Origin of the sequence: Roseimicrobium gellanilyticum (genome assembly GCF_003315205.1) — a bacterium.
GTDB classification, from domain to species: Bacteria; Verrucomicrobiota; Verrucomicrobiia; order Verrucomicrobiales; family Verrucomicrobiaceae; genus Roseimicrobium; species Roseimicrobium gellanilyticum.
In genome coordinates this window covers 22,708-36,808 of record NZ_QNRR01000004.1, presented here as the reverse complement: position 1 = coordinate 36,808, position 14,101 = coordinate 22,708, and the positions used below count along the sequence as shown (strand labels likewise).

Genomic DNA, 14,101 nt, shown 5'->3' with positions numbered 1-14,101 from the left:
CCTATCTTGTTCCTGGTCATGAATACCAGCAGGACACTCACCGCAAAGACGCCCTCCCTTGAGGCTGGGCTGCGGATGCTTGTGCCTGCGACCCGGCATGGTCACCGCCTGACGGCCTTCCGGCATTAGGCGGGGCGGCCATTCGTTGAGCTGTCTTTCCCGGCCTCCCCGCGCCCGCGCTTCATCATCCAGCGCCCCTCCATCCGGCCATCTGCCGTCCTTGGCTTCGAGCATTGACTCGTGAGACCCGGCGCGTGGTCCGGAAGTCCACGCCCATACCGAACTATCCTCATGAATACTCATTCCATTACCCTATCGCACAAAGATTTGCATCTCATCCTCGCCCTCCATACTCAACGTGAGTTCATCCCGCATCTCGATGAAGGGAGGCACCAGGAACTCATGCGTTTGGTGGGTCAGGCGGGAGAAGGAGCCTCGCTAAAAAGTCTTGTGAATCCCCCCTCGGTAGGTCTTTATGATGCAGTTACGGTGAATGATTTCTCCGCTCCAGCGTCCAATGCGATGGTCTGCCGGATTGTGCTTCCGCACGAGGCAGACCTGGATGCCGGGCTCTACTCAGTGCTGGCCCCCATCAGCATTGCCCTGCTCGGCCGTCCACTCGGCGCCACCGTGACCTTCGACGCTCCGGGCGGCTCCCGGCAGCTGCGCATTCTTTCGATCCAGAAGGAAGAGGTGGTTGTCTGACGCCTCCATTTCGAATCCTCCCGCACAATACACGTTCACTTCCTGCCTTGAAATGAATCCCGAAATCATCCCCATGCCTCCCGCCGCGCGAGACTCGTGCGGCCGGAAGAATCATGGCTGCCCGGAGGACGACCGACTGCTGGAGTCCTGGGTGCGCAAGGTGAATGACCGCTGGCTGGTGCACTCCGGCCTGCAACATCGCGCGAGCGCCTATCTGGACCACCTCGCGGCCACGGATCGCGAACGGCTCATCGACAGTCTTCGCATCGTGCGAGAACTCTTCCGCACACTCGGCCCCTTGGAGGACCCGAAACCACGCTTCTACGCGGGCCTCTTCAGCCTGGCAAAGGAAGAAGAGGCCAAGCGCTACCTGCATGATCATCTCTTCACTTTGAGCCTCATTCCCGTGGGCGTTCACTTGGAGCATCCCAGTGCGGATGTGCCGGAGGTGTGCACCCAGGTGCGGCGCCTGCGTGAAGACATCTACAAGTGCATCCTCACAGTGCAGGCCGCGGCGTGAGGGAAGCTCGCAACGGTGTCAATAATGTAACTACGGCTTCAGCCGTACTGACCTGCAACGACACTGATTCGACTGAAGTCGAAGCTGCTTTGCAAAAAACCCGAAGCCGCAAGGCTCCGGGTTTTTCAATATCGCGGTAAATGACGGCGGGATGCTTACTTCAGCTCAGCGCTGTAGAAGGTGGCCCAGTCGTCCAGGTTGTTCAGGTTCACTGCATCCTTGATGCTACCGTCATCAGGACGACCGGCGGAGGAGCAGATGCTGGCGCGGGTGCCGTCATCATGGATGTAGCCCTTGATGGCGTCGTTGAGCTTCTTCACCGCGGCCTGGTCGAGGCTGCCGCCCTTCTTGGAGAGCACCCAGCTTTCGAGCTGCACATAGGAAGGCTTGCTGGACTTGATGTAGGCCAGGAACTCCTCGCGGTCGATGCCAAGGCCGTCGAGCACCATTTGGTCATAGCCCTTGCCGCAGCCGGGATAGTCAGGATGAAGCTTGCCGACGGCTTCCAGCGAAGCCTTCTGCCAGAGACGGGGAAGATGCAGGACTCCGAGAGGACCGGCAACGCCGGACGAAATCATGGGGACAATGGAGCTCATTTGGATGGTCGGTTTGTGGTTCGAATTGCTTGCTTGAGTTGCTGTGTCTCGAAACGAAACGCAGGCGAGTTTGCGAAGCACCTCCAAGTACGGCAAGCCTTTTTTGTCAAAACGCCGTAATGGCGGAAAAAGCCACGCCGCGCGCCGTTGGGGGGCGATTTCCCTCTTTGCGCAGGGAAAGTCGTGCCAGACAGACCAGCACAGCGAATCATGCGCGCCCCCGGACACCGGCTCACAAGTTCATTCAGAGCATGTCGTAGGGCGGAATAGTCCATGGCTCCCACACGGGTGTTAAGCCGCAACAAACAGCAAAGACACGTTTTAAAGAGCCGCATGGCGGATGGACGACATTCATGCATTGCCCTTGCAATGGCACTGGTCTTTTTTTAAAAGAGAGTGCACGCTGAATTGCGCCCGCCTCTCCCATTCCCTCATGATGCCCCGTCTTTGTGTCGCCCTCCTGCTCACCAGCCTGGCTGTTTTTTCCAGCGGCTGTGGCCTGGCCAAGCGTGGGCTGGCGGGCATCGGCAGCTCCAAGAAGGGCGACCGGAACAAGGAGGAAAAGAAGGACGCCTCGCGGGACACCTTTGTGGGGGTCATCGAATCGGTGAATCCGGAACAGCAATTCGTGCTGGTGCGCATGGAGCAGGGATTCGCCATCGCCGCAGGGACGCCGCTTGAGACACGCAGCGCCAATGGCCTGCTCTCCCGGCTGGTCGCGGGACCGGAGCGCAAATTGAACTTTCTGGCCGCAGACATCGTGGACGGCATGCCGCATGCTGGCGATATGGTGGTGCTGCCGGCAGGCTCAGCTCCCGCCGGTACGGCTCCGGACACACCGCCTGGCACGGAACCCGCGAAGCCCGGCAAACTGGAACCCATTCTGACCGCCGAGCCGCCTCCCGGCACCCTGCCCCAGCCCGGGAACTTCTCCTCACCGCTCCCGCCTCCCAGCGGCTCCCCGTGGAATCCCTCGTCTGGCTCTCCAGATGCCAATTTCATTCCGGGGTTGCCACCCTCGTTACCCTCCCCTGCGCAGCGGACGAATCCAAGGTAGAGCGGGAAGGTGCATTTCCACACATGGGGAATGCACCATGGGTCACCTCCCCGCCTCGCCCGTCATAGGTACAAAACGGACCGGCAGTACGGCCACGGGCGTCACCTTACCGTCTGTCTTCTGCATGAGGTAGAGATTCTGCCGCCCGCGCTCAGGCCCCACGGGGATGATCATGCGCCCACCTTCCTTGAGCTGGTCCACGAGCGGTTTCGGAATCTTGTCTGGGGCGCAGGTCACGATGATCGAATCAAAGGGCGCGGCCTCCGGCCAGCCGACGTACCCATCGCCGATGCGGGTCTTCACATTGGTGAAACCCAGTCTCTTGAGATCTGACGCCGCCTGCTTGCCCAGGGCCTCCACGATCTCGATGGTATAGACCTCCTTCACAATCTTCGCGAGAATGGCAGCCTGATAGCCCGACCCGGTGCCAATCTCCAGCACACGGTCCTCGGGCTTCGCCAGCAGCTTCTCCGTCATGAAGGCCACAATGTAGGGCTGCGAAATGGTCTGCCCATGACCGATGGGAAGGGCGGTATCAGCATACGCCTCACCACGCTGCGCCTCCGGCACGAACTCGTGCCGCGGCACGGAGCGCATGGCGGCCAGCACACGCTTGTCACTGATATCACGACCCAGTCCTTCGATCTGATTTTTGACCATTTCTTCGCGCATCGTATCCCAGTCCCGGTCCGCGCGTCTATGGTCTCCTTGCGAACAGGCGACTGGCAGAATGCACGCAAAAAGCAAAGGCAGCATCAGGGAAAACCACAGGTGCCCGCGCCGCTCTGGAAACGCACTCATGATGCCACCCTTAGACACCCCACAGCAGCGGGTGTTGGGATTCCACACAGGTGAAACGCAAAGCAGCCAGGCAACAAAGGGTTCCAGCATCGGGGCGAAGAGCCCGTCTTATCGCTCTGCTGCTTCGTTACTGTGTGATTTCCCCTTTCCCCAGTGCCTCCAGCACCAGTTCCACGTGCTTCTCCGGCTTCACCTTCTCCAGCACCGCCGTGATGCCCCCTTCCTTGTCGATCACAAACGTGCTGCGCTCGATGCCCATGTACTTGCGCCCGTAGAGCACCTTCTCCACCCACACACCATATGCAGTAGCGACGCTGTGATCCTCATCGCTGATGAGCGGGAAGGGCAGCTCATATTTCTTCTGGAACTTCGCATGCTTCTTCACCGTGTCGCCGCTGATGCCGAAAAGCTTCGCGTTTCGCGAGAGTACGCCCCACGCATCCCGGATGCCACAGGCCTGTGTGGTGCATCCGGGTGTATCATCCTTGGGATAAAAATACAGCACCACCGGCGAGCCCCGGAGGGAGGAGAGGGACAGCTCTGCACCATCTGCATACGCGCCGCCGACTACAGGGGCGGTGAAGTCAGGAGCAGGAGTACCGGGTGTGGGCTTTTGAGTTTCTGAAGGCATGGCAAATGCATGCAGCCAGCATCCCAAGCGCGCAACCATGGAGGCACGATAGACTGCCCACAATCCGACCGAATACCAGATGCTGCCGACTGCAGGGGACAGCGCATGAGCCAATCAGGAAGGACGCCCCGCTTGTTTCCACGCACGCAACCTTTCCCGCGTTGCTTCAAATCTCTGCTGAAGTCGCGCTGGGAGAGATTGTCTCTTGATGAGCCTGATGAAGTCGTTCCGGTTGTATTGGGCCCGGAAGTAAAACGGACGTATCTCCAAATATAGAATGGCTGTCTCTATGGCCGCCATATCCCCTGCCTCGATCCTGCGCAGCCCAGACCGAAGCCCCCCGGGAAACGCGAGTGCATCGTACCCGTCATGAAACTCCCGGCATGCCCGTTCCCATGCGGCAAGCGCCTCCTTCCCCTCGGAGCGGTGCCGAAAAGTCTCGTGCATCCGCTCATGAAGCTTTCGAAGCGTTGCCGCGTTGGTCTCTATGAGGGACTGCATCAGAAGTGCCTGGAATCAGTTTTCCATGTGAAGGTATGTCATCGCCTCTTGAACTGTGTATTGGAGCTCCCTGTACATGAAGATAGGGCACGAGAGCCAGCTTTGCCAGCAGGGTCCCTCTATCGCTCACCGCTGGGGGGGCGCGACAGACGCGATACCAGGGCATGGACACAGAAGCCGGGGGGCAGCAACCATTTGCATCCACCGTCTCTTGGAGTATGGACAACACCCCCTGATCCCAACGTTTCCGTGACCCTGGCCAATAAAATCACCCTGGGCAGAATTTTCCTGATTCCGGTCTTTGCCTGCTTCGCCCTCTACTACGCCCACAGCGTGCGTGAAGGGCGTCCGGACGATCGTCTGTGGCTGGCCTCGCTCGTGGTTTTCGCGGTAGCAGCACTCAGTGATGCGGTGGATGGCTGGATCGCCCGGCACTACAACCAGACCTCCCGCCTCGGTGTCATCCTGGATCCCCTGGCGGACAAGCTGCTGATGATGGCCGCCGTGCTGATCCTGTCTTTCAGCGACTGGCCGGTGAAGCTTCCCCTCTACTTCGTGGTCATTTTCTTCGGCCGTGAGGTGGTGGCGATCATCGGAGCCTTCATCGTCAATCACCTCGCCGGCAAAGTGCGCATCCAGCCCCACTGGACGGGGAAAGTGGCCATCTTTCTGCAGATTGTCACCGTGAGCGCGGGCATGCTTCAACTCCACCCTGTCATCCCCTGGGTGGCGGCGGCGGCGACCCTCTTCTCCGTCATTTCCTTCATCATCTACGTCGGGGATGCCATCAGTCAGGTGAAGGCGGCTGGCCACGGCAATCCCGACCCCCGCCCCTGAGCCAGATAGACCTGAGTTTCTAAGCCCGCGAGGCCCCTCGTGGCGTATACTACACTTCCCTCCTCCCGCCCCACCCCGCCCCGCATCTCATGGACGACTACGACATCGACAATCCCCCTCCCCTTCCGACTGCCACCCCGATGGTGGCGATTGTGGGTCGTCCCAATGTGGGCAAGTCCGCCCTCTTCAACCGTCTCGCAGGCCGCACCATCGCCATCGTGCATGACCGCCCCGGCGTGACCCGTGACCGTCTCATCGCCACCTGCACGAAGGCCATCGCGCCTTTCGACATCATGGACACGGGCGGTATCGGCGAGAAGATTGAGGACGACTTCTACCAGCAGGTGCAGGCGGAGGCGCACCTCGCCATGGACGTGGCGGATCTGATTCTCTTCGTGGTGGACGGCGTCGCCGGTCTCACTCCCGTGGATCTGGAACTGGCGAGAATCCTACGCAAGACCACCAAGCCGCTCGTCCTTGCCATCAACAAGATGGACAGCGAAAAGCGCCGCATGCATGGCGTGGACTTCGCCAAGCTCGGATTCGAGGACAGCATCGAGGTGAGCGCCGCCCATGGCGTGCGCATTGACCAGCTGGTGGGCCTCCTCGGAAAGCGACTGCAGCTCAAGCCTGCGGTTCGCTCGCGGGAAGCGGATCGCGAGACCTTCATCAAGAAGCAGCCGCTCAAGCTCGCCATCGTAGGCCGCCCGAATGCGGGCAAGTCCTCCCTGGTAAATGCCCTCGCCGGGAAGCAGCGCACCATCGTGAGTGACGTGGCCGGCACCACGCGGGATGCCATCGATATCCCCATCGAGCACCGCGGCCGGAAGTACCAGCTCATCGACACTGCGGGCATGCGTCGCAAGGCGAAGATCCACGACGAGGTGGAGACCTTCAGTTCGATGCAGGCCACCAAGAGCATCAAGCGCGCGGACATCTGCCTCCTCATGGTGGACTGCAGCAACATCACCATGCAGGACCGCAAGATCGCCAGCATCATCGTGGAGCAGCAGAAGCCCTGCATCCTGCTGCTGAACAAGTTTGACCTCTTCCACCCCGGCATGGGGCAGAAGGATCGCGTGGAGGAGCTCATGGAGCAGGCGGGCCGCGAGTTCTTCTTCATGCGCCACGCCCCCTTCGTGGCCCTCTCCGCGAAGGAAGGCCAGCACCTGGACAAGGTCTTCAAGGCCGTGGTGCAGGTGGAGGAAGGCGCCGCCAATCCGCCCGGCACTGGCGTGCTGAACCGCCTGCTCCAGCGCGCGATCGAGAATGCTCCCGGTACCACCGGCCGCAGCGGCAAGTCCTTCAAGCTGCTGTACGCGACGATCAAAAAGGAAGACAAGCCGCCGCGCATCCCCGTGCCGCAGATCGTTCTCTTTGCCAATCGCGCGGACAAGCTCCAGGAAAGCTACCTGCGCCACCTGGAAGATGTGATCCGCACCGGCTGGCCCGCTCCCGGACTCCCCTTTACCTGGGAGGTGCGTGGCAAGACGCGGGGAGACAAGCCCAAGCCCGGCGGCAAGCCGAAGGCAGCCAAAGCCGATACAGAAGACGTCACCGACAATCGCCCCAAACATACCCGCCCGACCAAGGGCACTTCCGGCAACGTGTGGGAGAAGCGGCCCAAGAATCGCGTCACTAGAAAGCGCAGCGTCGGGAGCCGCAAAGGGGGCTGAGTCCCAGCCCGTGCTCTTCATTCTCTAAAGGGCTGCTCCGGTGACGCCGAAGTAGCCGGAGGTGGCGTCTGCCGATGCCCTTCCCGCTGGGCCATAAGGATGGGCTCGGGCTTGCCCCGGGTACCATCTGGCTGGGTCATCTCCCGCACGAACCAGAGCTGCCACGCCACCACCTGGCTGAGGCCGCCATGGGAGTCATTCCACCGTCGGGCCACGTAGTCCCCATACGGCATGCGGTGCACCTGGTGGATGGTCATCCACAGGTTCGTCTGATACTTTTGCCAGCGAGCATCCTTGTAGGCGGCGCTGGCGAGCGCAGGTTTGTCCCAGGAAACGGGAGCACCATCACGCAAGAGGTCCACCTCGGAGCCATCGGATAGCCCAGCCCGCAGCACGAACCACCCATCCTCCATCAGCGGTGTGGGCGCGAACATAGTCCAATACTGGTCCAGCCGGAAGACCATGGCAGCCGGATTCGCCCAGCGCGGGAAGACCTTTTCCCAGAAAGCAAAGTTGGTTCCCCGGAGATTCCACAGGAAGACCATGGAAAGAGAAAACACGCAAAATCCGTTCAAAACAAAGCCGAACACGATATCTCGTTTTCCAACGTGATAATCACATCTTATATTCTCATTTTTAGGAATATTCACATGTTTATCACGAATGAATCTTCTCCAGAACTCCGAAGGTAGAAATGCCAGCCAAGCAGCCATCATTACCCAAGGGAAGGCGCCGATATCGAGGCAGATAGCGATACCGGCGTGGAGCCCCACCATGGCCAGCACGGCAATGAACCGGCACCCCGCCCTCCACACGGGAAGGAAGGCCACCACAGGCCCGAGTATTTCCAATATCACCGTGAAATGGGTGAGCGCTCGGCATGCGGCCGGATACTCCCGGAGCCACACGGCCGCAGGCCTCGCCAAGGAATCCAGCTCCAGCACCTGTCTGAGAGCGGTGCCCTCACTCCACCACACCCCGTGGTTCTTGAAGGCCACGGAGAACCAGTACACGAAGGCCACCTGAAGCAATAAACACGCTGCTGGCAGAGAAACGAGGGTACTACCCGGATGCGGCGCTCCGCTCCCACCCTGCTTGGCGTCGCGTCGCGCATCCAGGGACCACCGCGCTCCGAGTGGCAGGAAGACGCTCCAGAAAAGCAACAACCGGATCATGCTGTCCGCCCCGTTGTTGATCATCGGATTCCTCGCATCGAGGGACGCCACCAATGCCCAACACACGAGAGTCGCCACCCGGGTGCGATGCCCTGCAAGGAGGGAAACCGCCGCCATGAGCTGCATCACAATCAGCACGACCTGCCAGGTCAACGAGCCGCTCAAGGCATGGAGGGACCACATCATCTGACCACCCCACTGCTCCGCCAGAGCCGTACGCGGCAGGACACCCGTATCGGAATAGAAGGCCTCAGCATTCGTGAGGGCCACTACCGAGTCCGAAACGACCACCGCAGCCAGCGCGATGCGGAACGCGGCGAGCGAACGGAGGTCCACCTCAAAAATGCTCCGCAGCGCCCGCAGCGGGTGTTTGGCCGTCGCGTCCCCCCCAACGGATGCCGTGGCATGCACGTTGGAAGAATTGGAAGTCGCCACAGCCCTAAACATCTCCGTAAATCTAACAATAAGTAAGCTGAATGCAATGAACCGGATAATTGGGTTCCTCTGCCTCCCAAGGACCAAGGCACCCCACCTGAAATGAACCGCAGACATTCACCCATTTAGATGCCGCATTCGATTCTCTCCCGTCAGCCCCGTTTGGCTTTGCAAAGCTTCCGCCCTTCGGCATCATCGTTTCCCATGACCCGCGCTTCCTTTTTCCGCGTCAGCCTGTTCCCGTTGCTTACCGCAGCGGTGGCCCTCGTGACGCCCCTCTGCCCCTCCCCTTCGTTTGCCCAGGCGCCCGCCAAGACCAAGATTGTCCTCATTGCTGGCGTGAAAAGTCACCCGAGCGGCCAGCATGAGTTCCGCGCGGGCGGCACCCTGCTCACCCGTGCTCTCAATGAACAGAGCGGTCTGCCCGTGAATGTGGTGCTGGTCACCGAAGGCTGGCCCAAGGATGAAACCGTCTTCGACGGCGCCAAGGCCGTGATCTGCTACGCAGACGGCGGTGGGAAGCATCCCTTCGTGGGACACCTCGACAAGGTCGATGCACTGGCCAAGGCGGGCGTGGGCATCATGTGCATGCACTACGGCGTGGAAGTCGTCCCTGACCAAGCGGGCAAGGAATTCACCCGCTGGATTGGTGGATACTATGCAGGCGGCTACTCGGTGAACCCCCACTGGGATGCCGATACCGAAGCGGCGAAGGACCACCCGGTGGGCCGCGGCGTGAACCCGGTGAAGGTGAATGACGAGTGGTACTTCCGGATGCGCTTCCCCGAGCCCCCCGTGCACAGCACCCTGCTGAAGGCCACCCCAACCCGCGCCATCATCAAGCGCTACATCCACTGGAACGACGGCGCCGACCCTGAACTCGGCAAACCCCAGTCCCTCATGTGGGGCATGCAACGCCCGGACGGCGGACGCGGCGTGGGCTTCACCGGCGGCCACTGGCACCGGAACTGGGCCATCGATGACTTCCGCAAAGTAGTGCTCAATGCCATCGTCTGGACTGCCGGACTGGAAGTGCCCGAGGGCGGCGTAAAGTCCCTGCCCATCACCGAAGCCCAGCTCAACGAAAACCTCGATGAGAAGACTCCCATGGTACAGGTGAAGCTGCCCTCGCCTGAGGACTTCAACACCCCTACCGCCGAGCCCGTGGGCAACCGCGGCCCCGGCGTGAAACCCGCTGCCCCTGCCAAGCCCGCGACCGCTCCCGCGAAGCAGCCATGATCCCCCCTCACGGCACTGACGTATCCCAAGGCATGGAGCACTCCCACGCTGGCAGCCAAGGTCACGACCATGACCACAGCCACGATCATGATCACGGTCATTCACACGCGGGCACCGGCGTCCGCGAGCCCATGACCGCGCAGCAATCCGCGAAACTGGTGCAGGAAACGGTAGGCCGCTGCCGCGCGCTCGGCCTGCGCCGTACCGCCGCGCTGGAGGACCTCCTGAAGGTGCTCGTCGAGTCCCCGCGTCCCATGACGCTGGGCGAACTCGCCGAGTCCAAGCTGCTGAAGAACCGCTGCGACCGCGCCACCGTCTTCCGCCTCCTCGTGCGCCTGGAGAAGCAGGGGATCCTGCGCCGCCTCGGCCTGCATGACCGCTCCGCCTACTACACCGTGAACCTCCCAGACGAGCATCACGACTACCTCATCTGCACCGAATGCGGCGCGATCGAGCAGCTCGACATCGCCTGTCCGGTGGAACAACTCGAGGCCCAAATCGCCCGCGACTCCGGCTTCCGGAAACTCTACCACGAACTCGAGTTCTTCGGCATCTGCCCGAAGTGCGCTTGAACGTAGCTCGCGTTAGCGCAGCCCGACGCAGGAGGAATCCCTTCGCGAGTTTGGGCTGTGGGGCCGATTCCGGTTAACCGCAAAGGGGCAGAGATGCGAAGTCATCGTCAAATCCGGTGCCCCACTTCATTGCATTACAGCAGCCCTGGGAGCGCTGGCCTCTGGCCGGCTGCTTTTGCGGCATCACCCTGCTCCGCCACGCATAAGCGTCCTGCCGTTCAAGGAGCGGCACTAGCCTTAGTGCCGGTGGTCGGCGATCTGGGTGCGGAGCCTTGAGAGCCGGGACTGAAGGATGGATACGTCGGATTCCTCGCCCTTCGCCCGGGTACTCACACCGCAAGACGGCACTAAGGCTAGTGCCGCTCCTTGAACAGTCGGCCAATTCGCATGGAATCGCGATGGCATTCTCCGCATCTCTGCCTCCTCATGCCTCGAAGCATTGCTACGCTTACCCAACCTCAACCCACCCCACCACCAAACCCTCCTATCCTCTGCGTCCTCCGCTCCTCTGCCCCTTTGCGGTTAACCGAAACGTCCCTTCCACCCACCACCCGCTCGATTCCCCCGAACTTGCCCGGAGAAACTGTTGCAGTGCATTCGTAGAAATGGTGTTGTGTTAGAACTCTAGACCACGCTTTCTCTCCGCTTCCCCGCCGCAGCTTCGCTTCATGGACTGGCAGTACCCTTACCTCCTCCTGCTCATCATCCCGGCGCTGGCGTTTCTCGTGTGGGCGGAGCGGAAATCGGCGCATCCCATGCCAGCCTCGCGGAAGCGGATGCTGCTCATCGTGCGGGCGCTGGGTGTCATCCTCGCGCTCGCGGCGCTGGCGGGTCCGGCAAAGGTCATCACCAGCAATCGTCGCGCCGTGGTCGTGGCGGTGGATGTCTCCCAGAGCCTCGGTCCTGAAGGTGTGAAGACCGCGCTGCAGAAAGCCGACTCCCTCCGAGCCTCGCTACCCGGTGACACAGAAGTTTTCAACGTGGCCTTCGGCGACGAAACCCGACTGCTCAACGAACCCGAACTCAAGGACCCGGCGGCAGAGTCTCTGGCCGAAATGCAAAAGAATCACGGCGCACAGAGCCGCTACGCCGCCGCCGTGGAGTATGCGCGAGCACTCTTCCCTGCGGGCACATCGCGGCATGTGGTGCTCATCGGCGATGGCCATGAGACGCGCGGCAATCTGGTGGAAGCCGCACGCGGTGCCGCACTGGCCGAAGTCCAGGTGCATGCCGTACCGGTGGCAGGTCCACGCAAGCCCGATGTGCGTGTACGCCAACTGGTGCCCAGTCAATCCCGCCTGCATGAGGGCGCAGCCCTGAAGCTCACCGTGGACATCGAGAGCACCATGGATGGCAGCGGCTCGCTCAAGCTCTTCGAGAACGGTGTGGAGGTGGAGCGTCGCAATGTGAGCGTCAAAGCCGGTCAGGCGCTGCAGGAGCTCTTCACCCGCCACCCCGCCACGCGAAACATCTACAAATACCGCGCCGTGCTGGAGGGCTTCGCCGGCGACGCCATTCCTGCGAACAACGAGGCACTGACCCTGGTGGACGTGCGCGGCCGCCTGCGCCTGCTCTTCGTAGAGGGCGATGCGAATGAAGCGCAGTACCTCATGCAGGCCATGGAGAAGGAGGGCATCCAGCTCGAGCTGCGCGCGCCCGGCACCATCCCCGCAAGTCCGCAGGAACTCAGCGGCTATGATGGTGTGATACTTTCAGATGTACCCGCGCACAAACTCGGGGAGAACACCATGGTCGCCATCCGCGACTACGTGGACAAGCTGGGCGGCGGCTTCATCATGCTGGGCGGGCCGAACTCCTTCGGTGTCGGCGGCTATTTCCGCACGCCGATTGAAGAAGTACTGCCCGTGCGGCTGAAAGCGCCGGATGAAGAGGAAAAACAAAGCAGCGCCCTCGCCCTGGTGATTGACCGTTCCGGTTCGATGTCCGGCGAGAAGCTGGAGATGGCCAAGAGCGCCGCCATTGCCACCGCGGAAGTGCTCACGCGCAATGACAGCATCGGCGTATATGCCTTCGACTCCGAGCTGCACGTGGTGGTGCCGATGACACGCCTGAGCTCTGCGGCCGCTGTGGCAGGACAGATTGCCGGACTCACCAGTGGCGGCGGCACGAATGCCTACCCCGCCATGTCTGAAGCACGCAACGCCCTCCAGCGTGTGAAGGCCAAGATCAAACACATGATCCTGCTTACCGACGGCCAGACCAGTGGGACGGGCTATGAATCGCTCGCCTCGCAATGCCGCGCTGAGGGCATGACCATTTCCACCGTGGCGATAGGCGATGGCGCGCATGTGGGATTGCTGCAGGCCATCGCGAGTCTCGGTGGCGGTCAGAGCTACACCACGCTGGATGCCTCGAACATCACGCGCATCTTCACGCAGGACACTCTCATCCACACCGGCCGCATGATCCGCGAGGATGCTTTCACACCCGCCATGTCTGAGCGCCATCCCATTCTCGCCGGTTGGGACAAGTTCGAGCCGCCACCGCTGCTGGGTTATGTAAAGACTCTGCGCAAGAGCACCGCTCAAGTCCCGCTGGTCACGGACCTCGGTGACCCTCTGCTCGCCCACTGGCGCTTTGGCCTCGGCAAAGCCACCGCTTTCACCAGCGATGCGAAGAGCCGCTGGGCCTCCCTGTGGATCAGCCGGTGGAATGGCTTTGGCCAATTCTGGTCCCAAGTGCTCCGCGAAACCGCGCGTCCGCCTCAAGGTCAGAACATGGATCTGCGCTGCGAGATGGTGGGCGATGAAGCGAAGGTCAGCGTGGATGTGCTGACCGATGCTGGCACCCGTGGCAATGAAGCGCGTGTCACTGCCGAAGTCTTCTTCGTCTCCGCCGAGTCACTGGGTGCTCCGCTGAAACCCGTGCAAGCGCTCACCTTACGCCAAAGCGGACCGGGTCTCTATGCCGGCGACTTCAAACCGGAGCAGGCGGGTGTGTATCTCGTGCGTGCCCAAAGCGGTGCCCAGATGGTGACCGCCGGTCTTGTGCACAACCCCAGCGGTGAGCAAAGCCTCGGCACGGTGAATGAACCTCTGCTGCGCGAAGTCACACAAATGACGGGCGGCACATATTTGAATCAAGATACCAAGCTCGACCTCGGCAGCGCCAAAGCCCGCCGTTACTTTGAACTGTGGCCCACCCTCGTCATCGCCCTGCTCTGCCTGTTCATCATCGATGCCATCGTGCGTCGCTGGGAACACGTCACCGGTATCTGGGACATGGCGTTTGGTGGGTTGAAGTCTGCGACGAAGACGAAGACAGCGCTGTGAGTGAGTAGCCGCAAAGAAACGCAAAAGGCAGCAATTCCATCAATCTTCCTTGGAACGCCACTG

The 14,101-nt window shown here is 61.4% G+C and carries 12 protein-coding genes; 8 read left to right on the top strand and 4 right to left on the bottom strand.

The features are described 5' to 3' along the window. Nucleotides 1–291 precede the first annotated feature (291 nt). Both DES53_RS12645 and DES53_RS12640 read left to right on the top strand, forming a co-directional pair. Nucleotides 292–705, top strand: a complete 414-nt coding sequence (locus DES53_RS12645; protein ID WP_113958643.1) for a GreA/GreB family elongation factor — start codon at nt 292–294, stop codon at nt 703–705. A gap of 52 nt (nt 706–757) precedes the next feature. After that, entirely contained in the window at nt 758–1,225 is a 468-nt protein-coding gene (locus tag DES53_RS12640; RefSeq protein ID WP_113958642.1) for a hypothetical protein, read from the top strand. Between the two features lie 155 nt (nt 1,226–1,380). Here the strand turns inward: DES53_RS12640 and DES53_RS12635 are convergent, their stop codons facing one another. Next, the gene (locus DES53_RS12635; RefSeq protein WP_113958641.1) at nt 1,381–1,821 is read right to left on the bottom strand and encodes a DUF5069 domain-containing protein; all 441 of its coding nucleotides are present in this window, start codon (nt 1,819–1,821) and stop codon (nt 1,381–1,383) included. 433 nt (nt 1,822–2,254) lie between these two features. Here DES53_RS12635 and DES53_RS12630 point away from each other — a divergent pair, with 433 nt between their 5' ends. Then, the gene (locus tag DES53_RS12630) at nt 2,255–2,878 is read left to right on the top strand and encodes a hypothetical protein (protein ID WP_113958640.1); all 624 of its coding nucleotides are present in this window, start codon (nt 2,255–2,257) and stop codon (nt 2,876–2,878) included. Nucleotides 2,879–2,920: 42 nt separating this feature from the next. On the opposite strand, the gene DES53_RS12625 is transcribed toward DES53_RS12630, so the two are convergent. Together DES53_RS12625 and bcp are read right to left on the bottom strand one after the other, a co-directional pair. Next, nucleotides 2,921–3,538 carry a protein-L-isoaspartate(D-aspartate) O-methyltransferase gene (locus DES53_RS12625; protein ID WP_245958159.1) on the bottom strand — a complete coding sequence of 206 codons (618 nt, stop codon included), beginning with the start codon at nt 3,536–3,538 and terminating at the stop codon, nt 2,921–2,923. 268 nt (nt 3,539–3,806) lie between these two features. Continuing rightward, nucleotides 3,807–4,310 (bottom strand): thioredoxin-dependent thiol peroxidase, encoded by a 504-nt coding sequence (bcp, locus tag DES53_RS12620; protein WP_113959060.1) that lies wholly within the window; start codon nt 4,308–4,310, stop codon nt 3,807–3,809. A 750-nt stretch (nt 4,311–5,060) separates the two neighbouring features. Between bcp and DES53_RS32960 the strand changes: the two genes are divergently transcribed. Next, nucleotides 5,061–5,648 (top strand): CDP-alcohol phosphatidyltransferase family protein, encoded by a 588-nt coding sequence (locus tag DES53_RS32960; RefSeq protein WP_170157066.1) that lies wholly within the window; start codon nt 5,061–5,063, stop codon nt 5,646–5,648. An 89-nt stretch (nt 5,649–5,737) separates the two neighbouring features. Continuing rightward, on the top strand, nt 5,738–7,324 hold the full coding sequence (gene der / locus DES53_RS12610) for a ribosome biogenesis GTPase Der (RefSeq protein WP_113958637.1): 1,587 nt from the start codon (nt 5,738–5,740) through the stop codon (nt 7,322–7,324). A 17-nt stretch (nt 7,325–7,341) separates the two neighbouring features. Here der and DES53_RS12605 read toward each other — a convergent pair whose 3' ends face one another. After that, the gene (locus tag DES53_RS12605) at nt 7,342–8,835 is read right to left on the bottom strand and encodes an HTTM domain-containing protein (protein WP_170157065.1); all 1,494 of its coding nucleotides are present in this window, start codon (nt 8,833–8,835) and stop codon (nt 7,342–7,344) included. 303 nt (nt 8,836–9,138) lie between these two features. Between DES53_RS12605 and DES53_RS12600 the strand changes: the two genes are divergently transcribed. The 3 genes from DES53_RS12600 (at nt 9,139) to DES53_RS12590 (ending at nt 14,038) form a co-directional block, all read left to right on the top strand. Continuing rightward, complete coding sequence (locus tag DES53_RS12600) at nt 9,139–10,173, top strand: ThuA domain-containing protein (protein ID WP_113958635.1); 1,035 nt, start codon at nt 9,139–9,141, stop codon at nt 10,171–10,173. After that, a complete protein-coding gene (locus DES53_RS12595; protein ID WP_245958158.1) occupies nt 10,170–10,745 on the top strand; it encodes a Fur family transcriptional regulator in 576 nt (191 codons plus the stop codon). The genes DES53_RS12600 and DES53_RS12595 overlap by 4 nt, the downstream gene beginning before the upstream one ends. Before the next feature lie 668 nt (nt 10,746–11,413). Continuing rightward, complete coding sequence (locus tag DES53_RS12590; RefSeq protein ID WP_113958634.1) at nt 11,414–14,038, top strand: VWA domain-containing protein; 2,625 nt, start codon at nt 11,414–11,416, stop codon at nt 14,036–14,038. Nucleotides 14,039–14,101 lie beyond the last annotated feature (63 nt).